This window comes from Hydrogenophaga sp. UC242_50 (genome assembly GCF_042697355.1).
Taxonomy (GTDB): domain Bacteria; phylum Pseudomonadota; class Gammaproteobacteria; order Burkholderiales; family Burkholderiaceae_C; genus Hydrogenophaga.
The window spans coordinates 4,921,755-4,944,197 of sequence record NZ_CP170553.1 but is presented as its reverse complement, the minus strand read 5'-3'; the positions used below and the strand labels follow the sequence as shown (position 1 = coordinate 4,944,197).

14 protein-coding genes and 4 pseudogenes are annotated in these 22,443 nt (G+C 68.0%); 10 read left to right on the top strand and 8 right to left on the bottom strand.

Annotation, left to right across the window (positions count from 1 at the left end):
- Position 1 precedes the first annotated feature (1 nt).
- Complete coding sequence (locus ACFJGX_RS25175; protein ID WP_382323410.1) at positions 2–1,645, bottom strand: SulP family inorganic anion transporter; 1,644 nt, start codon at positions 1,643–1,645, stop codon at positions 2–4.
- A 98-nt stretch (positions 1,646–1,743) separates the two neighbouring features.
- On the opposite strand from ACFJGX_RS25175, the gene bamE reads away from it, so the two are divergent.
- Positions 1,744–2,271 carry an outer membrane protein assembly factor BamE gene (gene bamE, locus ACFJGX_RS25170; RefSeq protein ID WP_382323411.1) on the top strand — a complete coding sequence of 176 codons (528 nt, stop codon included), beginning with the start codon at positions 1,744–1,746 and terminating at the stop codon, positions 2,269–2,271.
- Positions 2,272–2,280: 9 nt separating this feature from the next.
- Here the strand turns inward: bamE and ACFJGX_RS25165 are convergent, their stop codons facing one another.
- Together ACFJGX_RS25165 and metG are read right to left on the bottom strand one after the other, a co-directional pair.
- Positions 2,281–2,907 carry a YoaK family protein gene (locus ACFJGX_RS25165; protein WP_382328807.1) on the bottom strand — a complete coding sequence of 209 codons (627 nt, stop codon included), beginning with the start codon at positions 2,905–2,907 and terminating at the stop codon, positions 2,281–2,283.
- Between the two features lie 131 nt (positions 2,908–3,038).
- Positions 3,039–5,094, bottom strand: a pseudogene (gene metG / locus ACFJGX_RS25160) (methionine--tRNA ligase).
- 158 nt (positions 5,095–5,252) lie between these two features.
- On the opposite strand from metG, the gene apbC reads away from it, so the two are divergent.
- A complete protein-coding gene (gene apbC, locus ACFJGX_RS25155; RefSeq protein ID WP_382327285.1) occupies positions 5,253–6,344 on the top strand; it encodes an iron-sulfur cluster carrier protein ApbC in 1,092 nt (363 codons plus the stop codon).
- 13 nt (positions 6,345–6,357) lie between these two features.
- Here apbC and ACFJGX_RS25150 read toward each other — a convergent pair whose 3' ends face one another.
- The 4 genes from ACFJGX_RS25150 to ACFJGX_RS25135 form a co-directional block, all read right to left on the bottom strand.
- Positions 6,358–6,612: a Txe/YoeB family addiction module toxin gene (locus tag ACFJGX_RS25150; protein ID WP_382323413.1), complete on the bottom strand. Its 255-nt coding sequence runs from the start codon at positions 6,610–6,612 to the stop codon at positions 6,358–6,360.
- A complete protein-coding gene (locus ACFJGX_RS25145; RefSeq protein WP_382323414.1) occupies positions 6,609–6,860 on the bottom strand; it encodes a type II toxin-antitoxin system Phd/YefM family antitoxin in 252 nt (83 codons plus the stop codon). Before ACFJGX_RS25145 ends, ACFJGX_RS25150 begins: the two co-directional genes overlap by 4 nt.
- Positions 6,861–6,928: 68 nt before the next feature.
- Positions 6,929–8,503, bottom strand: a complete 1,575-nt coding sequence (locus ACFJGX_RS25140) for a benzoate-CoA ligase family protein (protein ID WP_382323415.1) — start codon at positions 8,501–8,503, stop codon at positions 6,929–6,931.
- A 35-nt stretch (positions 8,504–8,538) separates the two neighbouring features.
- Positions 8,539–10,116, bottom strand: a complete 1,578-nt coding sequence (locus tag ACFJGX_RS25135) for a 3,4-dehydroadipyl-CoA semialdehyde dehydrogenase (protein ID WP_382323416.1) — start codon at positions 10,114–10,116, stop codon at positions 8,539–8,541.
- A gap of 201 nt (positions 10,117–10,317) precedes the next feature.
- Between ACFJGX_RS25135 and ACFJGX_RS25130 the strand changes: the two are divergent.
- The 8 genes and pseudogenes from ACFJGX_RS25130 to ACFJGX_RS25095 all read left to right on the top strand — a co-directional run bounded on the left by ACFJGX_RS25130 (position 10,318) and on the right by ACFJGX_RS25095 (position 20,115).
- Positions 10,318–11,242, top strand: a pseudogene (locus ACFJGX_RS25130) (helix-turn-helix transcriptional regulator).
- Positions 11,243–11,387: 145 nt separating this feature from the next.
- Positions 11,388–13,055 carry a 2,3-epoxybenzoyl-CoA dihydrolase gene (gene boxC, locus ACFJGX_RS25125; RefSeq protein WP_382327283.1) on the top strand — a complete coding sequence of 556 codons (1,668 nt, stop codon included), beginning with the start codon at positions 11,388–11,390 and terminating at the stop codon, positions 13,053–13,055.
- 35 nt (positions 13,056–13,090) lie between these two features.
- Positions 13,091–14,519: pseudogene (gene boxB / locus ACFJGX_RS25120) on the top strand (benzoyl-CoA 2,3-epoxidase subunit BoxB).
- Between the two features lie 70 nt (positions 14,520–14,589).
- Positions 14,590–15,891 (top strand): benzoyl-CoA 2,3-epoxidase subunit BoxA, encoded by a 1,302-nt coding sequence (gene boxA / locus ACFJGX_RS25115; protein WP_382323419.1) that lies wholly within the window; start codon positions 14,590–14,592, stop codon positions 15,889–15,891.
- 255 nt (positions 15,892–16,146) lie between these two features.
- The gene (locus ACFJGX_RS25110; RefSeq protein ID WP_382323420.1) at positions 16,147–16,764 is read left to right on the top strand and encodes a DUF3305 domain-containing protein; all 618 of its coding nucleotides are present in this window, start codon (positions 16,147–16,149) and stop codon (positions 16,762–16,764) included.
- A gap of 2 nt (positions 16,765–16,766) precedes the next feature.
- Positions 16,767–17,444: a DUF3306 domain-containing protein gene (locus ACFJGX_RS25105; RefSeq protein ID WP_382323421.1), complete on the top strand. Its 678-nt coding sequence runs from the start codon at positions 16,767–16,769 to the stop codon at positions 17,442–17,444.
- Positions 17,404–19,490 (top strand): annotated as a pseudogene (locus ACFJGX_RS25100) (4Fe-4S binding protein). The gene ACFJGX_RS25105 and the pseudogene ACFJGX_RS25100 overlap by 41 nt, the downstream one beginning before the upstream one ends.
- A gap of 1 nt (position 19,491) precedes the next feature.
- Complete coding sequence (locus ACFJGX_RS25095; protein WP_382327281.1) at positions 19,492–20,115, top strand: molecular chaperone; 624 nt, start codon at positions 19,492–19,494, stop codon at positions 20,113–20,115.
- A gap of 219 nt (positions 20,116–20,334) precedes the next feature.
- Here the strand turns inward: ACFJGX_RS25095 and ACFJGX_RS25090 are convergent, their stop codons facing one another.
- Positions 20,335–22,443, bottom strand: coding sequence for a cache domain-containing protein (locus ACFJGX_RS25090; protein ID WP_382327279.1), 2,109 nt, complete (start codon positions 22,441–22,443; stop codon positions 20,335–20,337).

The following is a 22,443-nucleotide window of genomic DNA, read 5'->3' as shown; positions in this document are numbered from 1 at the left end:
CTCACTGGAAGGTGTTCAGCCGCCCCGCGAAGCCCGAGCGTTCGATCAGCGAACGCGGCTGGGCGTGCAGGCCCACCATGCCCAGGTGGCCGCCGCGCTTGTGCACCGCCTTGTGCAGCTGTTCCAGCGCGTCCAGCCCGGTGGTGTCGAGCGAGATCATGTGGCTGGCGTCCAGCATCACGTTGATCGGCGTGGGCGAGCGCTCCACGTCCGCAACGATGGGGTCGATCTTGGCGACGGCGCCGAAGAACAGCGAGCCGTAGAGCTTGTAGGTGGCCTGCTGCTCGGTGCGCGCCACCGGCTCGGCGCGGAAGATCTCGCTCTGGCGGCGCACGAACAGCACCACCGCCAGCACCAGACCGAGCTCGACCGCCACCGTGAGGTCGAAGACGATGGTGACGAAGAAGGTGGACAGCAGCATCAACCGGTAGTGGTTGCTGAACTGCCTCAGGCGCCCGAACTCGCGCCACTCGCCCATGTTCCAGGCCACGAACAGCAGCACACCGGCCAGCACCGCCAGCGGGATGTGGTACGCCAGGGGCGCGGCCACCAGCACCACGGCGGCCAGCGTGAGCGCGTGCACCATGCCGGCCACCGGCGAGGCGGCGCCCGAGCGGATGTTGGTCACGGTGCGCGCGATGGTGCCGGTGGCGGGCATGCCGCCGAAAAACGGCACCACGGCGTTGGCGATGCCTTGCGCCATCAGCTCCTGGTTGGGGTCGTGTTTGGGCGCGTCGCTCAGCTGGTCGGCCACGCGCGCGCACAGCAGCGATTCGATGGCGCCCAGCAGCGCGATGGTCAGCGTGGGCGTGACCAGCAGGCGCACCGTCTCCCACGAGAAGTCGGGCAGCTCGAAGGCCGGCGTGCCGCGCGGGATGCCGCCAAAGCGCGTGCCGATGGTCTCCACCGGCAGGCTCAGGGCCCAGGCCAGCAGCGTGAGCGTGACCAGGGCCACCACCGGGCCGGGCAGGCGCGAGGTGGCCTTGAGCGCGCTCACCCGGTCCAGCTTCTCGATCTGGCGGCGGAACTGGAAGTCCACCGCCCACAGGCGCGGCCAGACGAACAGGCCCAGCACGCACAGGCCGCCGAGCGCGAAGGCGAAGGGGTTGAAGCTGTCGAGGTGCAGCGCCAGGGCCTTCATCTGGCCGAAAAAGCTGCCTGGCATCTTCGCGATTTCCAGCCCGAGCAGGTCGCGCACCTGCGACAGCGCGATCAGCACCGCGATGCCGTTGGTGAAGCCGATCACGACACTCACCGGCACGTAGCGCACCAGCGTGCCGAGCCGGAAGAGGCCCAGCAGGAACAGCAGCACGCCCGCGCTGGCGGTGGCGATCAGCAGGTTGGCCACGCCGTAGCGCTCGACGATGCCGTAGACGATGACGATGAAGGCGCCGGCCGGGCCGCCGATCTGCATCGATGTGCCGCCCAGGGCCGAGATCAGGAAGCCCGCGATGATCGCGGTCCACAGGCCGGCCTCGGGCTTGAGGCCGCTGGCGATCGCGAAGGCCATCGCCAGCGGCAGCGCCACGATGCCCACCGTGGCACCCGCACCCACGTCGCGCGCGAGCTTGTCGCGGTTGTAGCCTTGCAGGTCTTTCAGCAGGCGGGGGCGGAACGGCGCCAGGGGCGGCAGGCCTTGGAACATGGGCCGATGTTACCTTTGGCTACGGTTCGTGCCGCCCGCCAAGCTTGAGCCATGGGGTCGGGCATTAGACTGGCCTTTTGATCTGGACAAGGACCGACATGCGAACAGCGGCGATGGGCAAGACGTGGCGTGGCGCGCTGGCGTTGCTGGGCGGGCTCGGCCTGGCGGGCCTGCTCGCGGCCTGCGACCCGCAGAACATCAGCGAGCTGGAAGAGGGTGTGTCCACCGAGGCCGACGTGCGCGATCGCTTCGGCGCGCCCGAGGCGGTGTGGGAAGGCGAGGACGGCGCGCAGATCTACGAGTACAACCGCCAGCCCGCGGGCCACACCAACTACATGATCACCATCGGCCCGGACGGCAAGATGGCCTCGCTGCGCCAGGTGCTCAACCCGCGCACCTTTGCCCAGGTGCAGCCCGGCATGCCCATGGAGGCGGTGCGCCGCATGCTGGGCAAGCCCATGAAGATCACCACCTACGCGCTCAAGCGCGAGACGCACTACGACTGGCGCTACTTCGAAAGCCCGAACGTGGGCGAGTCCCAGGTCTTCACCGTGGTGTTCGACGCCGACCTCAAGGTGGTGCGCACGATGTCGGTGCGCGACCCGGACCTGGACAAGAACCGCTGAGCGGCGGCGTCAGGCGGCTGCCCGCAGCCGCTGCCAGTCGTCCAGTGCCGGGCGCATCACCAGCAGCAGGAGCATCAGCGCCAGCGGCAGGGTGCTGATGAAACCCAGGTGCTTGAAGCCCAGCGCGCCGGCCAGCCCGCCGAAGAAGAAGCAGGCGATCAGCTGGCCGTGCACGCGCAGCCGGCCGCGGTGGGCCCGCACCGGCGCGGCGCCCGGTTGCCGGTTCACGTAGAGCAGCTTGCCCAGCTCGATGCCCAGGTCGGTCACCAGGCCGGTGACGTGGGTGGTGCGGATGGTCGCGCGCGAGATCTTGGTGATCACCGCGTTCTGCAGGCCCATGATGAAACACAGCAGCACCACGGTGAGCGGCAGGAAGACCGGCGTCATGAAACCCATGGCGGCACCGAACAGGCCGAACACCAGCAGCGCGGCGGCCTCCAGCACCAGGGGCAGGCCGTAGGCGCTGCGCAGTTCGCGGCGCAGGCCCCAGTTCACCAGCCAGGCCGTGGTCATGGCCCCGAGCAGGAAGGCCAGCACCGAGCCCAGGCCGGCCAGGGCCAGCGTGAGTTCGCCCAGCACCAGGTGGTCGGCCACCGAGGACACGATGCCCGTCATGTGCGAGGTGTACTGGCCCACGGCGAGCAGGCCGCCCGCGTTGGCCGCCCCCGCCACGAAGGCCAGCACCGAGCCGAGCTTCAGATCGGTCTGCGGCGTGCGCTGCAGACTGGTGAAGCCCCGGATCGGTTTGAACACGGGCGGACCGCCGTTCAGCGCACCCGCATGCCCGGCGTGGCGCCCGGCCAGGGGTTGAGCACGTGGATGCCGGGTTCGGCGTTCTCGTCGGCGTGGCTGGCGGCCAGCACCATGCCTTCGCTGACGCCGAACTTCATCTTGCGCGGCGCGAGGTTGCGCCACCACCACGGTGAGCTTGCCCACCAGGTCTTCGGGCGCGTAGGCGCTGGCGATGCCGCTGAACACGTTGCGCGTGCGGCCCTCGCCCACGTCGAGCGTGAGGCGCAGCAGCTTGCTCGAACCTTCCACCGCCTCGCAGTTCACGATCTGCGCGATGCGCAGGTCGATCTTGGCGAAGTCGTCGATGGTGATCGTGTCGGCGATGGGCTCGCCCCCCGGCACTGTGACGGCCTGCGCGGGCGCCGGTGGCGGCTCGAACAGGGCGTCGAGCTGCTTCACATCCACGCGCTGCATCAGGTGCTGGTAGGCCTTGATCGCGTGCCCCTTGCCGAGCAGGCGCGTGGTGTGGGCGAACTGCAGCGGCGCGGCCTGCAGGAAGTCCTCCACCTGCGCGGCGAGCGCGGGCAGCACTGGCTTGAGGTAGAGCGTGAGCAGGCGGAAGGCCTCGATGCAGGTGGTGCACACGTCGTGCAGGCGGCCGTCCATGCCCTCCTGCTTGGCGAGTTCCCAGGGTTTGTTCTGGTCCACATAGGCATTCACGCGGTCGGCCAGCAGCATGATCTCGCGCAGCGCCTTGCCGTACTCGCGCTCGGCGTAGAGCTCGGCGACGCTGGGCGCGGCGCTCTGCAGGTGGTCGAGCAGCGCGTCGCCGTCGGCCGAGACCTCACCCAGGCGGCCCTCGAAGCGCTTGGCGATGAAGCCGGCCGCGCGCGAGGCGATGTTGATGTACTTGCCCACCAGGTCGCTGTTCACGCGCAGCATGAAGTCTTCGGGGTTGAAGTCGATGTCTTCGTTGCGGCTGCTCAGCTTGGCGGCCAGGTAGTAGCGCAGCCACTCGGGGTTCATGCCCAGCTGCAGGTACTTCAGCGGGTCCAGGCCGGTGCCCCGGCTCTTGCTCATCTTCTCGCCGTTGTTGATGGTGAGGAAGCCGTGCACGAACACCGCGTTGGGCACCTTGCGGCCGCTGAACTTCAGCATCGCGGGCCAGAACAGGGTGTGGAAGGTGATGATGTCCTTGCCGATGAAGTGGTACTGCTCGGTGCTCGGGTCGGCCATGAAGGCATCGAAGTCGCGGCCGGTCTTGTCGAACAGGTTCTTCAGCGAGGCCAGGTAGCCCACCGGCGCGTCCAGCCACACGTAGAAGTACTTGCCCGGGGCGTCCGGGATCTCGATGCCGAAGTAGGGCGCGTCGCGGCTGATGTCCCAGTCGCCCATCCTGGGCTTGCCGTCCTCGCCGGGTTCGATCCACTCGCTGATCTTGTTGAGCACCTCGGGCTGCACCGCGCCGCTCTGGGTCCACTGGTCAAGAAAGGCCAGGCAGCGCGGGTCGGAGAGCTTGAAGAAGAAGTGCTCCGACTGCTTGAGCACCGGCTTGGCGCCCGAGAGGGCCGAGTAGGGGTTGATCAGGTCGGTCGGGCTGTAGACCTTGCTGCAGACCTCGCAGTTGTCGCCGTACTGGTCCTTGGCGTGGCAGTTCGGGCACTCGCCCTTGATGAAGCGGTCGGGCAGGAACATGTTCTTCTCGGGGTCGAAGAACTGCTCGATGGTGCGCGTCTCGATCAGGCCGTTGGCCTTGAGCGCGCGGTACACGTCCTGGGCCAGCGCGTGGTTTTCCGGGCCGTCGGTGCTGTGCCAGTTGTCGAAGCCGATGTGGAAGCCGTCCAGGTAGGGCTTGCGGCCGGCGGCGATGTCGGCCACGAACTGCTGCGGGGTTTTGCCGGCCTTGTCGGCGGCGATCATGATGGGGGCGCCGTGCGCGTCGTCGGCGCAGACGAAGTTCACCTCATGGCCCTGCATGCGCTGGAAACGCACCCAGATGTCGGCCTGGATGTACTCCATGATGTGGCCGATGTGGAAATGGCCGTTGGCATAGGGCAGGGCGGTGGTGACGAACAGGCGTCGCTGGCTCATGGGAAGGGCTTTCTGTCGGGGAACCGGCCATTTTACGGGCCGATGCCCTCATGGCGCCTGTGTGTATGCCCTTGACCCGGGGGTCACGTTAGACTTCCCCACGCTCCCGCACCCCTCACAACACCGATACCCCACCCCCTCTCAGGAGACCGTTTCCCATGGCCGTTGATTCCCAGGCACTGCTGACCGCGCTGCAAGCCGTTGTCGATCCGAACACCGGCAAGGATTTTGTCTCCACGAAGGCGGTGAAGAACCTGCAGGTGGCCGAGGGCGATGTCTCGTTCGAGGTGGAAATGGGCTACCCGGCCAAGAGCCAGCTGCCGTCGCTGCGCCGCGCGCTGATCGCGGCGGCCAAGAGCGTGCCCGGCGTGGACAACGTCTCGGTCAACATGGGCACCAGGATCGTCGCGCACGCCGTGCAGCGCGGTGTGCAGCTCATGCCCAACGTGAAGAACATCATCGCCGTGGCCTCGGGCAAGGGCGGCGTGGGCAAGAGCACCACCGCCGTCAACCTCGCGCTGGCGCTGGCCGCCGAGGGCGCGAAGGTCGGCATCCTGGACGCCGACATCTACGGCCCCAGCCAGCCCATGATGATGGGCGTGGAAGGCCGGCCCGAGAGTTCGGACGGCAAGACCATGGACCCGCTGGAAAACTACGGCGTGCAGGTGATCTCCATCGGCTTCCTGATCGACCGCGACGAAGCCATGATCTGGCGCGGCCCCATGCGCACGCAGGCGCTGGAACAGCTGCTGCGCCAGACCAACTGGAGCGACCTCGACTACCTCATCGTCGACATGCCGCCGGGCACCGGCGACATCCAGCTCACGTTGAGCCAGCGCGTGCCGCTCACCGGCGCCGTGATCGTGACCACGCCGCAGGACATCGCGCTGCTCGACGCGCGCAAGGGCATCAAGATGTTCGAGAAGGTGGGCGTGCCCATCCTGGGCATCGTGGAGAACATGGCGGTGCACGTGTGCGAGAAGTGCGGCCACGTGGAGCACATCTTCGGCGCCGACGGCGGCAAGAAGATGGCGGCCGAATACGGCATGGACTACCTGGGCGCGCTGCCGCTGAACATGAGCATCCGTGTGCAGGCCGACAGCGGCATGCCCACGGTGGTGGCCGACCCCGAGGGCGAGATCGCCAGCCTCTACAAGGGTGTGGCGCGGCAGGTGGCGATCAAGATCGCGGCCAAGTCCAAGGACTTCTCCAGCAAGTTCCCTTCGATCAAGATTTCGAAGGACACCTGAGGCCTTCCTGCCGTCAGTAGTGGTACCGCAACTGGGCCAGTTGCAGCGCATCGCCTTCGATGCGGTACACCATGCGGTGCTCGTCCGTGATGCGCCGGGACCAGAAACCCGACAGCGCGTGCTTGAGCGGTTCGGGCTTGCCCACGCCGGCAAAAGGCTCTCGCATCACCTCGCGGATCAGCTTGTTGATGCGCTCGACCATTTTGCGGTCTTGCTTTTGCCAGTACAGGTAGTCTTCCCAGGCTTCGTCCGAGAACACCCGCTTCACTCGGCCAGCCCCCGCTCGCTTCCCTTCCCGGCGGCCAGCTGGGATACCGACGACAGCAGGCGCCGTGCGTTGGTGGGGTTGCGCAGCAGGTAGGCGGTTTCTTCCAGCGCCTTGTAGTCTTCCAGCGAGAGCATCACCACCGAGCGTTCTCCGCCCCGGGTGATGATCATGGGCTCATGGTCCTCGCACACCTGGTCCATGGTGGTGGCCAGGTTGGCTCGGGCGGCGCTGTAGCTGATGGTGTTCATGCGTACTCCTTCTTGTACAGGTACGCATTATTGTACGCCCCTGTCGGCCGGCCTGCTTGACCAGGTCGTCAGGTCCCCGTCTCCCGCTCCCGCAACCGGAAGCGCTGGATCTTGCCCGTGGCCGTCTTCGGCAGTTCCGGCAGGAACTCGATGAAGCGCGGGTACTTGTAGGGCGCGAGCTTTTCCTTCACGAAGGCCTGCAGTTCGGCTTCGGTGGCCTGAGCGCCGGCCTTGAGCACCACGAAGGCCTTGGTCTTGGTCAGGCCGTCGGCGTCGGTCTTGCCGATCACGGCGGCTTCGAGCACGGCGGGGTGCTGCACCAGCGTGGCCTCCACCTCGAACGGGCTCACGTAGATGCCGCTGACCTTGAGCATGTCGTCGTTGCGGCCCGCGTAGGTGCAGTAGCCGTCCACGTCGCGCGTGTACTTGTCGCCGGCCTTGGTCCAGCCGCCCTGGAAGGTGTCGCGGCTTTTGCCGCGGTTGTTCCAGTACATCAGCGCGGCGCTCGGGCCCTTGATGTAGAGGTCGCCGATCTCGCCGTCGGCCACGGGCTGGCCGTCCTCGCCACGCAGTTCGATCTGGTAGCCCGGCACGGGTTTGCCGGTGGTGCCGTAGCGCACATCGCCAGGGCGGTTGGAGAGGAACACGTGCAGCATCTCGGTGGAGCCGATGCCGTCGATGATCTCGACGCCGAAATGGTTCGTCCAGCGCTGGCCGATGTCCTGCGGCAGGGCCTCGCCGGCCGAGGAGCACAGGCGCAGGGCCACCTCGCTCTTCTTCGGCAGGTCGGCAGCGGCGAGCATGCCGCCGTAGCCGGTGGGCGCGCCGTAGAACACCGTGGGCTGCTGGTCCTTGAAGCGCTTGAAGCAGGCCTGCGGCGTCGGGCGCTCGGCCATCAGCACCACGCTGGCGCCCACGGTGAGCGGGAAGCTCAGCGCGTTGCCCAGGCCGTAGGCGAAGAACAGCTTGGCGGCGGAGAACACCACGTCGTTCTCGCGCAGCGCCAGCACGCCCTTGCCGTACAGCTCGGCGGTCCAGTACAGGTTGGCCTGGGTGTGCACCGTGCCCTTGGGCGCACCGGTGGAGCCCGAGGAATACAGCCAGAACGCGGGCTCGTCGCCGTGCGTGTCGGCGGCCTGCGCCGCCGGTGCGTGGCTGCCCACCAGGGTGGTGAAGTGGTGCACGCCCTCGGGCAGGGCGCCCGTGGCGCGCGAGGCGATGACGTGTTTCACCTCGTGGCCGCCCTGGGCACTCAGGTGGTCCAGCGCGGTCTGCAGCGTGGGCAGCAGCGCGGCCGACACCAGCGCGGCCTGGGCGCGGCTGTTGGCCATCATGTACGCGTAGTCCTGCGCGGTCAGGAGGGTGTTCACCGCCACCGGCACCACGCCCGCATGCAGCGCACCGAGGAAGGCCACCACCCAGTCGCTGCTGTCGTGCATGAGCAGCAGCACGCGCTCTTCGCGGCGCAGGCCCAAGGCGCTGAGCGCGGCGGAAAACCGCCGCACCTGGTCGGCGAGCTCGCCGTAGCTCAGCTGGCCCTGGTCGTCGATCAGGGCGGTCTTGGCCGCGCGGCCGCTGTTGAGGTCCAGCAGGTGGCGCGCGAAGTTGAAGCGCTCGGGGGGCGGCGCGACGGTGGTGTCCATGGGGTTGTCTCCTCTGCGGTTCGCGGGGTTCGGGCTCAATACGTCAAGGCTACCGCCGAGGCGGCCAGGGCGTCCAGCGCGGCGCTGCTGGCCTGCACCGCGCTGCGGCGGTGGTAGAAGCCGAGCGCGCGCAGGCCGCCGAGTTCTTCACCGCCACCGGCGCGGCCCGGGCCGCCGTGCAGCGACATGGGCATCACGTTGCCGTGGCCGGTCTGGCTGGCCGCCACGTCGGGCGAGATGGCGTGCACGCGGCCGTGGGCCGAGCCCAGCTCCAGCGCGGCGCTGGCGGTGAAGGCCGGGTCGGCGCTGTAGACCGAACACACCAGCGATCCCTCGCCGCGGCGAATGAGTTCGTAGGCCTGTTCGATGCCGTCGTAGGCCATCAGCGTGGCCACCGGGCCGAACACCTCGACCTCGTGCAGCACCTTCGCCTTCGCGGGTTCGCGCGAGCCGAGCAGCGTGGGCGCCACGCAGGCCGCCACGGCCGCGTCGGCGTCCACCAGGGCAGCGCCGCTGCCGTCGAACAACACCTCGGCTTCGGTGCACAGTCTGGCGATGCCTTCGAGCACGCTGGCCTTCTGCTCCTGGCTCACCAGCGAACCCATGCGCACGCCCTCGTTGCGCGGGTTGCCCACGCTGGTCTTGGCGAGCTTGGCGCCGATGGCCTGGGCGGCCGCGTCGTACAGCGCGCGCGGCACGAACACGCGGCGGATCGCGGTGCACTTCTGGCCGGCCTTCACCGTCATCTCGCGCACCACCTCGCTCACCAGCAGGTTGAAGGCCTCGCTGTCGGCCGTAGCGGCCGGGTCGAGCAGGGCGCTGTTGAGGCTGTCGGCCTCGATGTTGCAACGCACCGAGCGCTCGGCCACGGCCGGGTGGCTGCGGATGATGCGCGCGGTGTCGGCCGAGCCGGTGAACGAGACCACGTCGAAGGGTTGCAGCTGGTCCATGAGGCCTGCGGAGGAGCCGCAGACCACCGAGAGCGCGCCCGGCGGCAGGATGTTCGCGTCGATCACATCCTTGACCATGCGCTGGGTCAACCACGCGGTGGCCGTGGCGGGCTTGATGATCACCGGCACGCCGGAGAGCAGGGCGGGCGCGGCCTTTTCCCACAGGCCCCAGCTCGGGAAGTTGAAGGCGTTGATGAACAGCGCCACGCCCTGCGTGGGCTGCAGCACGTGCTGGGTCTGGAACACCGGGTCCTTGCCCATGCGGATGCGCTCGCCGTCGAGCAGCGCGCGCGCGCCGCCCAGGGCCTCGCCCTGCTTGGCGTAGTAGCCCAGCGTGAAGATGCCGCCGTCGATGTCCACCGCCGAGTCCTTGGTGGTGGTGCCCGAGTTGGCGGTGGCGATCTCGTCGTAGGCGTCGCGGTTGGCTTGCAGCACCTTGACGATGGCCGCCAGCAGCCCGGCGCGTTCCCCGTAGCTCAGGGCGCGCAAGGCCTGGCCGCCCTGTTCGCGGGCGAACCGGAAACCGGCGGCGAGGTCCAGCCCGGCGCTGCTCACACGGGCGAGTTCGGTGCCCAGCACCGGGTCGAACAAAGGCGTGCCCGCGCCGGTGCCGGTCTGCCATTGGCCGCCGAGGAAGTTGGGGAGCAGGGAAGAGGGGGTCATGGTGGTTGTCTCGGTGGGTGATGGCGGACCCCGGGGCACTGGCCGCGGGGGAGAATGGCGCTATAAATGCACTATCTTGCGTTTTGCGGATTGTGCATTAAAGTGCATGTTTTGCCGAATGGCAAGCCCTCAAAGGGTTTTTCCCGCCCAACCGATCCACAGAAAGGTCAGCCCACCATGGACATCGACGCGACCGGCGTGATGGCCGCCAGCGAGGCCAAGCAGCCCGGCGCCGAAGAAGAGCGCCACCCGTTTCTGGTGGCGCTGGGCGAGCGCGTGCGCACTCTGCGCTCGCGCCGGGGCATGACGCGCAAGGCGGTGGCGATCGCGGCCGATGTGTCCGAGCGGCACCTGGCGCAACCTCGAGTACGGCACCGGCAACGCGTCCATCCTCGTGCTGCTGCAGGTGGCACAGGCGCTGCAATGCTCGTTGGCCGAGCTGCTGGGTGATGTGAGCACAAGCTCACCGGAATGGTTGCTGATCCGTGAGCTGCTGGAAAAACGCAACGAAGCCGACCTGCGCCGGGCCCGCATTGCCATCGGCAGCCTGCTGGGCGGCGGCGCGGCCAGTGGCGGCGACCCCGGGCGCAAGGCGCGCATCGCCCTCATCGGCCTGCGCGGGGCGGGCAAGTCCACCTTGGGCCAGCGGCTGGCCGACGACCTGGGTTTTGCCTTCATCGAGCTCAGCCGCGAAATCGAGAAATTCGCCGGCTGCAGCATCAACGAGATCCACTCCCTCTACGGCACGCCGGCCTACCGCCGCTACGAGCGCCGCGCGCTGGAAGAGGCGATCCAGATCTACCCCGAGGTGGTGATCGCTACCCCCGGTGGCCTGGTGTCCGACGCGGCCAACTTCAACCTGCTGCTGTCCCACTGCACCACGGTCTGGCTGCAGGCCGACCCGGCCGACCACATGGGCCGCGTGGCGGCCCAGGGCGACCTGCGGCCCATGGCTGCGAGCCGCGAGGCCATGGAAGACCTCAAGCGCATCCTGGCCGGGCGTTCGGCCTTCTATTCCAAGGCCGACATGGCCTTCGACACCAGCGCCTACAACCTGGAAGACGCTTTCCACGCGCTGCGGGCCCAGGTGCGCGAGGCGATCGGGCTTGAAGAAAAACATGCATGAAAGTGCATTGACGTTTTTGACTTTGTGAATTATTATTCACATCACCAGGTTCGGACCGGCGTTTGAGTGCAGGTCTTCGGGCCTGATCCCGCCGCAGTCCCCTGCGGACCGCCATCGACCTCAGACACCTGCCCGGAGACACCCCATGAGCGCCACCGCCACGCCCCCCGCCGTCGACTACCGCACCGACCCCAGCCAGTACCGCCACTGGAAGCTGTCGTTTGAAGGCGATGTCGCCACCCTGGCCGTCGACATCAACGAAGACGCCGGCATCCGCCCCGGCTACAAGCTCAAGCTCAACAGCTACGACCTGGGCGTGGACATCGAGCTGCACGACGCGCTCAACCGCGTGCGCTTCGAACACCCTGAAGTGCGCACCGTGGTCGTCACCAGCGGCAAGGACCGCGTGTTCTGCTCCGGCGCCAACATCTTCATGCTCGGCCTCTCCAGCCACGCCTGGAAGGTGAACTTCTGCAAGTTCACCAACGAAACCCGCAACGGCATCGAAGACTCCTCCCAATACAGCGGCCTGAAGTTCGTCGCCGCGCTCAACGGCGCCTGCGCCGGCGGTGGCTACGAGCTGGCCCTGGCCTGCGACGAGATCGTGCTGGTGGACGACCGCTCCTCCGCCGTGTCCCTGCCCGAAGTGCCGCTGCTCGGCGTGCTGCCCGGCACCGGCGGCCTGACCCGCGTGACCGACAAGCGCCACGTGCGCCACGACCTGGCCGACATCTTCTGCACCACCAGCGAAGGCGTGCGCGGCCAGAAGGCCGTGGACTGGCGCCTGGTCGATTCCATTGCCAAGCCGCAGCAGTTCGCCGCCCACGTGAAAGAGCGCGCCGCCGCGCTGGCCGCCAAGAGCGACCGCCCGGCCGCCGGCAAGGGCGTGGCCCTGACCCGCGTCGAGCGCACCGACAGCGCCGACGGCATCAGCTACCAATATGTGAACGTGGCGATCGACCGCGCCAAGCGCAACGTCACCCTCACCGTGAAGGCGCCCACCGGCGCGCAGCCGAAAGACATCGCCGGCATCGAGGCTGCGGGCGCCGCCTGGTGGCCGCTGCAGATGGCGCGCGAGCTCGACGACGCCATCCTCTGCCTGCGCACCAACGAACTCGACATCGGCACCTGGCTGCTCAAGACCGAAGGCGACGCCGCCGCCGTGCTCGCCAGCGACGCGCTGATGCTCGCGAACAAGGACCACTGGCTGGTGCGCGAGACCCTGGGCCTGATGCGCCGCACCTTCGCCCGCCTGGACGTGTCCTCGCGCAGCCTGTTCGCGCTGATCGAGTCCGGCTCCTGCTTCGCCGGCTCGTTGGCCGAGCTGGCCTTCTGCGCCGACCGCGCCTACATGCTGGCCCTGCCCGACGACGCCGATGCCGCGCCCAAGCTGCAGCTGGGCGAGTTCAACTTCGGCTTCCTGCCCATGGTCAACGAGCAGTCGCGCCTGCAGCGCCGCTTCTACGAAGAAACGGCCCCGATGGAAGCCGCGCGCGGTGCCATCGGCCAGGCGCTGGACGCCGACGCCGCGCTGGCCCTGGGCCTGGTGACGGCCGCGCCCGACGACATCGACTGGGCCGACGAAGTGCGCATGGCGCTCGAAGAGCGCGCCTCCATGTCGCCCGACGCGCTCACCGGCCTGGAAGCCAACCTGCGTTTCGCGCAGAAGGAAAACATCGCCCCCCGCATCTTCGGCCGCCTCACCGCCTGGCAGAACTGGATCTTCATCCGCCCCAACGCCGTCGGCGAAAAGGGCGCACTCAAGGTCTACGGCAAGGGCGACAAGGCCGCCTTCGACTTCAACCGCGTCTGATTTCATTCCAGCCACCGAACCCGAGGAAGCACGACATGAGCTCGATCAACTACAGCGAGAAGATCCCCAACAACGTCAACCTCAGCGAAGACCGAACGCTGCAGCGCGCGCTCGAAGGCTGGCAGCCCAACTTCATCAACTGGTGGGACGACGTGGGCCCCGAGGGTTCGACCAACCACGAGGTCTACCTGCGCACCGCGGTCAGCGTGGACCCGCAAGGCTGGGCCCAGTTCGGCCACGTGAAGATGCGCGACTACCGTTGGGGCATCTTCCTGAACCCGGGCGACGCCGAGCGCAAGGTGCACTTTCGGTGACCACCTGGGTGAAAAGGCCTGGCAGGACGTGCCCGGCGAACACCGCGCCAACCTGCGCCGCATCATCGTCACGCAAGGCGACACCGAGCCCGCGTCGGTCGAGCAGCAGCGCCACCTGGGCCTGACCGCGCCCAGCATGTACGACCTGCGCAACCTGTTCCAGATCAACGTGGAAGAGGGCCGCCACCTGTGGGCCATGGTCTACCTGCTGCACAAGCACTTCGGCCGCGACGGCCGCGAAGAGGCCGAGGCGCTGCTGCAGCGCACCTCGGGCAGCCAGGACAACCCGCGCATCCTGGGCGCGTTCAACGAGAAGACGCCCGACTGGCTGGCCTTCTTCATGTTCACCTACTTCACCGACCGCGACGGCAAGTTCCAGCTGTCGGCCCTGGCCGAATCCGCGTTCGACCCGCTGGCCCGCACGACCAAGTTCATGCTGACCGAAGAAGCCCACCACATGTTCGTGGGCGAGAGCGGCGTTTCGCGCGTGCTCACGCGCACCGCGCAGGTGATGAACGAGCTCAAGACCGACGACGCGCAGAAGGTGCGTGCCGCCGGCGCCATCGACCTGGGCACCATCCAGCGTTACCTGAACTTCCACTACAGCGTCACCATCGACCTGTTCGGCGCCGACCAGTCGAGCAACGCCGCCATCTTCTACAGCTCGGGCCTCAAGGGCCGCTACGAAGAAGGCAAGCGCACCGACGACCACGTGCTCAAGGGCCAGACCTACAAGGTGCTCGAAGTGAAGGACGGCCAGCTCGTCGAGAAGGACGTGCCCATGCTCAACGCGCTCAACGAAGTGCTGCGCGACGACTTCATCGCCGACTCCGTGGCTGGCGTGAACCGCTGGAACAAGGTGCTGGAAAAAGCCGGTATCCCCACGCGCCTGACCGTGCCGCACAAGGCCTTCAACCGCCAGATCGGCGCGCTCGCGGGCATCAAGATGTCGCCCGAAGGCCGCGTGGTGAGCGAGGCCGAGTGGGCCGCGAAGAAGAGCGAATGGCTGCCGACGCCGGAAGACTTCGCTTTCGTCGCCTCGCTCATGGGCCGCGTGGTCGACCCCGGCAAGTTCGCCGGCTGGATCGCGCCGCCCGTGATGGGCATCAACCGCCAGCCGGTGGATTTCGAATACGTCCGGTTTGGTTGAACCTCTGCGCGCCGCACCCCGCGGCGCGCCCCTCTCTCCTACACTGTCTCGACCGCATGGAGACACCATCATGAACGCTGTTGCCGAAGCCGCTGTCATCAAGCAGCACCTGATCGACCCCGAGATCTGCATCCGCTGCAACACCTGCGAAGCGATCTGCCCGGTGCAGGCGATCACGCACGACAACCTCAACTACGTGGTCGACGCGTCCAAGTGCAACCTGTGCATGGACTGCATCTCGCCGTGCCCCACGGGCTCGATCGACAACTGGCGCATGATGCCGCGCGTGCGGGCCTACACGACCGCCGAGCAGCTCACCTGGGAATCGCTGCCGGCCGAGCTGCCGCCCGAAGAGCTCGAAGGCCTGGCCGATGCCGATGCCGACGTGTCCGTGGCCGCGCCGCCCGCCGCCGCGCCCGCGGTGGCGAAAGACCCCAGCGGTGAGGAGGCCTTCAACTCGTCGGCCTTCGGCGCGACGCTGCCGCCCTGGTCGGCCGCGCACGCCTACAGCAACCTCTACGGTCCCAAGGCCACGCAGAAGACCGTGACCGCCACCGTGGTGGGCAATGTGCGCGTGACCGAAGTCGGCAAGACCGCCGGCAGCGATTACGACACCCACCACATCGTGCTCGATTTCGGCGCCATGCCCTTCCCGGTGCTGGAAGGCCAGAGCATCGGCGTCGTGCCGCCGGGCGTGGACGACATCGGCCGCCGTCACCACGCGCGCCAGTACTCCATCGCCAGCCCGCGCAACGGCGAGCGCCCGGGGTACAACAACCTGTCGCTCACCATCAAGCGCGTGCTCGAAGACCACGACGGCGAACCGGTGCGTGGCGTGGCGAGCAATTACATGTGCGACCTCAAGGTGGGCGACAAGGTGGAGGTGATCGGGCCGTTCGGCACCAGCTTCCTCATGCCCAACCACCCGCGCTCGAACATCGTGATGATCTGCACCGGCACCGGCAGTGCGCCCATGCGCGCCATGACCGAGTGGCGCCGGCGCCTGCGCGCCTCGGGCAAGTTCGAAGGCGGCAAGCTGCTGCTGTTCTTCGGCGCGCGCACGCAGGAAGAGCTGCCGTACTTCGGCCCGCTGCAGAGCCTGCCCAAGGATTTCATCGACACCAACTTCGCGTTCAGCCGCACGCCCGGTCAGCCCAAGCGCTACGTGCAGGACGTGATGCGCGAGCGCGCGGCCGACCTGGCCGTGCTGCTGCAGGACCCGAACACGTATTTCTATGTGTGCGGCCTCAAGAGCATGGAAGAGGGCGTGGTGCTCGCGTTGCGCGATGTGGCGCAGGGCGCTGGCCTGAATTGGGAAACGATCGGCGGCGCGTTGAAGCGCGAAGGACGCCTGCACCTCGAGACGTACTGAGTTGCGTTTCGCGTTGGCGTGGCGGCGGTCGGTGGCGACCGGGTGGCCCGCCTCCGCGAATGTCCTCCGGCGGCTGGTGCCGCCTCCCCCTTGACTTCGCTGCGGCGGGCCACCCGGTCACCACCGACCTTCGGGCTGGCGTTGCACTCAGGGTTTCCCCGCGCATGTCACACCGTGGGGCGGGGAGAAACGCCCGAAGGGGTACTTCTCCCAGGGGTATGGCTTACAGTCGGTCTCCGTATGCAGATCGAACATATGTCGTCCCCCACCCGCAGCCGACCCGCCATCGAGGTCGATGTGGTGATGCGGCGCGAGCCGGTGAGTGGGCCCATGAGCCGCTGGCAGGCCTGGCGCTGGGTGCTGGCCGACGTGATGGTGCGCAGCGATCCCGACGAGACCGGCCCGGCACCCGAGCACGAGAGCCACGAACCGCAGGCGGTCGAGCCCGTGAACACCCAGGGCGTCGACGCGCAGGCCACGCACTGGCTGTTCCCGCGTTTTCGTGTCGAACTGTTCCGCGACGACGCCGAGGGTTACTTCCTCAACCTCAACAGCCCGAACCCCTGCTTCTGGGTGTTCTGGCGCGCTGACGAAGCGCGCCTGCTCGACGGCGAGCCCATGGCGGTGCCGCAGATCGTCACGCTGAGTTACCACGATGCCGGCCGCTGGCTCGACGCGCAGGAGCGCGTGGACCAGGTCGCCGCGCCCGACGAGGTGGTGGGCTGGCTGCGCGCTTTTGTGGACACCACCTACCAGCCCGAACCCAAGCGCCGCAAGCGGCCCGACAGCTTCAAGCCGCTGACCGACCGCTTCGGCCAACCCGTACGCATCAGCACCAGCAAGCTGCGTGGCGGTGGGCCGCCCGGAGAGTGAGCATGGCCGCCGAAGACGACAGCAGCAATTTCTTCTCGCGCTGGTCGCGCCGCAAGGTGCAGGTGCGCAGTGGCGAGCCCCTGCCGCCCGAGCCGCCCGCCCCACCCGTGGCCCCGGTCGCGGCCGCGGCCGCGGTGGTGGCGCCGCCGATGCCTGAGCTGGTGACCGCGCCCGCCGAAACACCTGCCGAGCCGCCACCCGCGCTCACGCTGGACGACGTGGCCCGCCTCACGCCCGAATCGGACTACTCGGCCTTCGTCGCGCGCGACGTGCCTGCCGACGTGCGCAACGCCGCCGTGAAGAAGCTGTTCACCGACCCGCACTACAACGTGATGGACGGGCTGGACATCTACATCGACGACTACTCCCAGCCCAGCCCCATCACGGCCGCCGAGATGGCCAAGATGGTGGGCGCGCAGTTCCTCAAGCTGGTGGACGACCCCAACGAGCCCAAGCCCGCCGCCGCCACCGCCACACCGGCCACCGATACACCACCCGACACAACGGCCGCCGAACAGGCCGAAGCCAACGACGCCGTCGACGACGCCCCTGTCGCCGCCGACCCCCGCGAGCCCACTGCTGCCGCCCACGACGCGGCACCCCACGATGACCACGCTGATCTGCAATTGCAACCAGACGATGTCCCTGAACCCCCAGGTTCTGGGCGACGCGCTGGATGAAGACCTGAGCCTGCACACCACGCTGTGCCGCCGCGACGCGCCCGCTTTCCAGAAGGCCTGCCGCAGCAAGGATGAGCTCGTGGTGGCCTGCACGCAGGAAAGCCGGCTCTTCACCGAACTCTCGGAACAGACCGAGGGCGCGGTGCCGCTGGACGTGCGGCCGATCCATTTCGTGAACATCCGCGAGACCGGCGGCTGGGGCCGCGAAGGCGCGCAGGCCATGCCGAAGATGGCCGCGCTGCTGGCGGCGGCGCGCCTGCCCGATCCCGAGCCGGTGCCCACCGTCACCTACCACAGCGCGGGGCGCCTGCTGATCATCGGCGCGCTGGACGAGAGCGAGCGCATCGCCGGCTTGGTGGGCGACGTGCTCGAGGTCAGCCTCCTGGCGCACGGGCGGGCAGGGCATGCAGGCGCGGCGTTACCCCGTGATCGCGGGCGCGCTGGAGCAGGTACAAGGCTGGCTGGGCGCGTTCGACGTGCAATGGCGCAGCGACAACCCGATCGACCTCGACCTCTGCACGCGTTGCAACGCCTGCGTGGCGGCCTGCCCGGAAGGCGCCATCGGCCTGGACTACCAGATCGACCTGGCCAAGTGCCAGGACCACCGCGCCTGCGTGAAGGCCTGCGAGGCCGTGGGTGCGATCAACTTCCAGCGCGAGCCGCAGACCCACAGCGAGCGCTTCGACATCGTGCTCGACCTGCGCGACGCTCCCGCCTTCACCCAGCACGCGCACCCGCAGGGCTACTTCCACCTGCGCGGCGGCCTGCAGGCCGAGGCCGCCATCGCCACCCGTCGTGCAACTGCGCGACCTGGTCGGCGAGTTCGAGAAACCCAAGTTCTTCACCTACAAGCAGAAGCTGTGCGCGCACGGCCGCAACGAGACCGTGGGCTGCAACGCCTGCGTGGAGATCTGCTCGGCGCTGGCGATCCGCAGCGAGATCAAGCGCAACCAGATCGTCGTCAACCCCAACCTCTGCGTGGGCTGCGGCGCCTGCACCACGGTGTGCCCCACTGGCGCGCTGTCGTACGCCTACCCGCGAGCGAGCGAGCAGGGCGTGAAGCTGCGCACCCTGCTGCGCACCTACGCCAAGGCCGGCGGCAAAGACGCTGCCGTGCTGCTGCACAGCGAGGAAGCGGGCGGCGCGCTCATCGGTGAACTCGGGCGCGCGGCCTCGCTGGACAAGAAGGCCGTGCGCGGTGTGCCCGCGCGCGGTGTGCCCGCGCGCGTGATCCCGGTGCCGCTGTGGCACACCGCCTCCATCGGGCTGGACGTGTGGCTCTCCGCCTTCGCCTATGGCGCCTCGCAGGTCTGGGTGCTGATGACCGGCGACGAAGCGCCGCAGTACCGCGACGCGGTGCGCGCGCAGATGGACGTGGCGCAGGCCATCGTGAGCGGCCTGGGCTATGGCGGCCGTCATTTCCGCCTGATCGAAGCGAAGGACGTGAAGGCGCTGGACGCCGAGCTCGGCGACGCACCGGCACAGACCGTGAAGCGCCGCGGAACCTTCGCCATCCAGGCCGAAAAGCGCGCGACCGTGGAACTCGCGCTCGACCACCTGATGCAGGACAGCGCGGCCCAGCGCGCGCCGGTGGAAACCATCGTGCTGCCCGGTGCGTCCTTGCTGGGTTCGATCGAGGTCAACAAGGACACCTGCACCCTGTGCCTGAGCTGCGTGAGCGCCTGCCCGTCCAGCGCCTTGCAGGACAACACCGAGCGCCCGCAGCTGCGCTTCATCGAAAAGAACTGCGTGCAGTGCGGCCTGTGCGCCAGCACCTGCCCGGAGGACGCGATCACGCTGCAACCGCGTCTCCTGCTGGGTGAGCAGCGCAAGCAGTTGCGCGTGCTCAACGAGGCTCAGCCGTACCACTGCATCCGCTGTGCCAAGCCTTTTGGCACGCTCAAGGGCATCGAGGTGATGCTGGCCAAGCTCTCGGGCCATGCGATGTTCCAGGGCGAGGCCTTGGAGCGCCTGAAGATGTGCGGCGACTGCCGCGTGGTGGACCTGTATTCCAACCCGGGTGAGACCCGGATTCACGATGTCTGACATGAACAACGCCATTCCCGTCTCGTCGTCTTCCGCGCTGGACGAAGAAACCGCCCGTGCCGAGGTGTACGGCCTGCTGGCGGCGCTGTATTACGCGCCGCCGCCGGCGGAGCTGATGGCGCAGCTGCGCGTGGCGGTGACCGAGGCGCCGGCGGCCGGCGGTTTTCTGGAGGAGCCGTGGCGCGAGGTGGTGGCGGCTGCGCGTGCGCTGAGCGATGAGGCGGTGGCGGCGGAGTACGACGCGCTGTTCGGTGGTGTGGGCAAGCCGGATGTGTTCGTGTTCGGTTCGCACTACCTCAGCGGTTTCCTGAACGAGAAACCGTTGGCGGCCTTGCGCAACGATCTGGCGGCGCTGGGTCTGGCGCGCGACGAGACGATGCCGGAGACGGAGGACCACATCGCTTACCTCTGTGAAGTGATGCGTTATCTGATCGCGGGTGACGAGGTGGAGGTGGCGAACCTCACGCAACAGCAGAAGTTCTTCACCACGCATCTGCAGCCGTGGGTACTGCAGATGTGCGATGCGATTGCCGGGCATCCCAAGGCCTCGTTCTATGCGGCTCTGGCTGGGTTCACCCGGGCTTTTGTGAATGTCGAGGCGCAGGGCTTCGATATGTTGGCCTGAGTTTCTCCTAGGCGTTTCGCTCTGCCGGGTTGGCAGGGTCGGGTGGTCCGGTCATGCTGGCGCCGGCCGCTCGCGGGCGACTGCCCGGGTCCGCATACACCACTTCGTCAACACCGGGTGGGCGCGCAAGCTTTTGTGGCAACCGCGAATGGGGCCGGAGCATTCGGATCCCGCCACCGGCCTGACGCGAGGTCGACGAGCGAAACCCCAAAAAGAAACTCAAAGCCCCCCAGGCCGACCATCCCGGGTAGGCGCAGCCTCAGGCGCATGAGGCTCCGTCAACAAAGCCACGCAAAAAGAAGCACCGGAACCAGCAGAGAGGTTCTCGGCCGTGATGTGCCCCCCATAGCGCTCCACCAAGCCCTGACTGATCCACAACCCCAGCCCATTCCCATCGTTCTTCGTCGTGAAAAACGGCCGGAACAAACGCTCCAGCACCTCGGCGGAAAGACCCGGGCCACTGTCCTGCACCCACAAGCGCACACCCCCACGCCCCAACTCATCCACCCAATCCCGCGTCACCAACCGCAACACCCCACCCTGCGGCATTGCCTGAATCGCGTTGATCAACAAATTGATCACCACCTGCTGCAACTCCTGCCGATTGCAACCCGCGCGCCGCGACGCCTGCAGATCCCGCTCCACGCGAATGTGCGTCTGCGCCAACAGATGCCCCACCAGCACCAGACAGTCTTCCATCGTCCGGTTGATGTCCAGCGTCTCCACATACCCCGCATACTCCGTCGGCCGCGCGTACTGCAACAACTGCGTCACGATGATGCGCATGCGCTCCACCTGCTCGTCCAGCAACTTCAGCTCCGACACCACCGGCCGGCTTGCCGCCCCCAGCGTCTCGCGCATCAGATCCAGATTGCCCTGCATCACCGCGATCGGGTTGTTGATCTCGTGCGCGATGCTCGCCGTCAGCTGACCGATCGCCGCCAGCTTCTCGCTCTTCACCAACTGCTGCTGCGCCAGTTGCAACGACGCGTTGCTCGCCTCCAGCTCCGCCGTGCGCTCCGCCACCTTGTGGTCCAGCTCCTCGCCCCAGCGCTGCAAGGCCGCCGTCTTGTCGTCGATCACGTCCAGCAACTCGTCCAGATGGCCCGCCAACGCGCCCAGCTCGTCGCGCGCCGAAATCTCGCCCACGCGCGCGCCCGACTGGCCTTCCTCCACCAGCTGCATCGTGCGGTTCATGCGCTGCACCGGCTGGAAAATGCTGCGCGCCCAGCGCAGCGAGAACCAGGCCGAGAGCGCCATCACGCCCAGGAAGATCAGGCCCATCACCCCCAGCATCGCGTAGCGCACCAGCCGGAACGGCGCCTCCAGGTACCCCACGTACAACATGCCGATGCGCTGGTCGTGCGCGTCCAGCAAGGGCTCGTAGGCCGAGACGTACCAGTCGTTCACCACGAAGGCGCGGTCCAGCCAGGTCTGGCCCCGGCCCAGCACCGCGTCGCGCACCGTCTGCGACACGCGTGTGCCGATCGCGCGCTGGTCCTGGAACAGGCGCACGTTGGTGGTGATGCGCACATCGTCCATGAACAGCGTGGCCGTGCCCTGGCTGCCGAACGGCAAGGAGCCTTCGGGGTACACGATGCGGTTGATGTGGTCGATGAAATCCAGGTTCTGGTTCAGCAGCAGGCCGCCCGCGAGCAGCGCGATCGTCTGGCCCGCCGCGTCGCGCACCGGGTGGGTGGCCAGCATCACCATGGCGCGGTGCTCGGCCTCGCGCGTGTCGGGCGCGGCGTTGCGCGTGCGCACCAGCGAAATGCGCAGGCGCGGCGAGAGGTGCGGCGCCAGGGCCTCCAGTTCTTCCGGCTCCAGCACCAGCAATCGCGCGCGCGCGGCCGAGCGGCCGTTGTCGCTCACCGAACCCCCGAGCGCGGGGGGCATGAGCGGGATCGGCGCGCTCGCATCCGCGTTGCTCAGCCCGGCGGGCACCGCGCGCGCCAGCGGCTGGCCTTGTGGCGTGTAGAGCAGCAGGAAGTCCAGCCCGAGCCGTTCGCGGGCCAACGCCAGTTGCTCGCTCACGTCGCGCCGGTCCGTGGGGTTCGCGGGCCGCAGCGCGGTGTAGAGCGCCTGTGAGCCGGCCACGCCCTGTGTGCCCGAGCCGACCTCGCTGAGCACCTGCTCGAAGTAACCGTGCGCCACCGCCAGGTCGCTGCGCACCTTGGTGATCAGCAGCCGGTCGTAGGCCACGTTGCCCCACAGGGCCAGCGCCAGCACCAGCATCGGGAACGCCAGCAACAGCGGCAGCAGCGCCATCGCCAGCAGCTTGTTGCGGACCGAGCCGGCCAGCCAGCGGGGGGCGCGCCAGAAGCTCAT

Excerpts from the sequence above, each read along its gene's own strand:
- ACFJGX_RS25145 (WP_382323414.1), bottom strand. The coding sequence starts at position 6,860 with ATGAACACCATCAGCTACAGCGCCGCCCGAGCCAACCTGGCCACCACC.
- boxA (WP_382323419.1), top strand. The coding sequence starts at position 14,590 with ATGAACGCTGTTGCCGAAGCCGCTGTCATCAAGCAGCACCTGATCGAC.
- ACFJGX_RS25090 (WP_382327279.1), bottom strand. The coding sequence starts at position 22,443 with ATGAGCTTCTGGCGCGCCCCCCGCTGGCTGGCCGGCTCGGTCCGCAAC.
- bamE (WP_382323411.1), top strand. The coding sequence starts at position 1,744 with ATGCGAACAGCGGCGATGGGCAAGACGTGGCGTGGCGCGCTGGCGTTG.
- ACFJGX_RS25105 (WP_382323421.1), top strand. The coding sequence starts at position 16,767 with ATGGCCGCCGAAGACGACAGCAGCAATTTCTTCTCGCGCTGGTCGCGC.
- ACFJGX_RS25135 (WP_382323416.1), bottom strand. The coding sequence starts at position 10,116 with ATGACCCCCTCTTCCCTGCTCCCCAACTTCCTCGGCGGCCAATGGCAG.
- ACFJGX_RS25175 (WP_382323410.1), bottom strand. The coding sequence starts at position 1,645 with ATGTTCCAAGGCCTGCCGCCCCTGGCGCCGTTCCGCCCCCGCCTGCTG.
- ACFJGX_RS25110 (WP_382323420.1), top strand. The coding sequence starts at position 16,147 with ATGTCGTCCCCCACCCGCAGCCGACCCGCCATCGAGGTCGATGTGGTG.
- boxC (WP_382327283.1), top strand. The coding sequence starts at position 11,388 with ATGAGCGCCACCGCCACGCCCCCCGCCGTCGACTACCGCACCGACCCC.
- apbC (WP_382327285.1), top strand. The coding sequence starts at position 5,253 with ATGGCCGTTGATTCCCAGGCACTGCTGACCGCGCTGCAAGCCGTTGTC.
- ACFJGX_RS25095 (WP_382327281.1), top strand. The coding sequence starts at position 19,492 with ATGAACAACGCCATTCCCGTCTCGTCGTCTTCCGCGCTGGACGAAGAA.
- ACFJGX_RS25140 (WP_382323415.1), bottom strand. The coding sequence starts at position 8,503 with ATGGACACCACCGTCGCGCCGCCCCCCGAGCGCTTCAACTTCGCGCGC.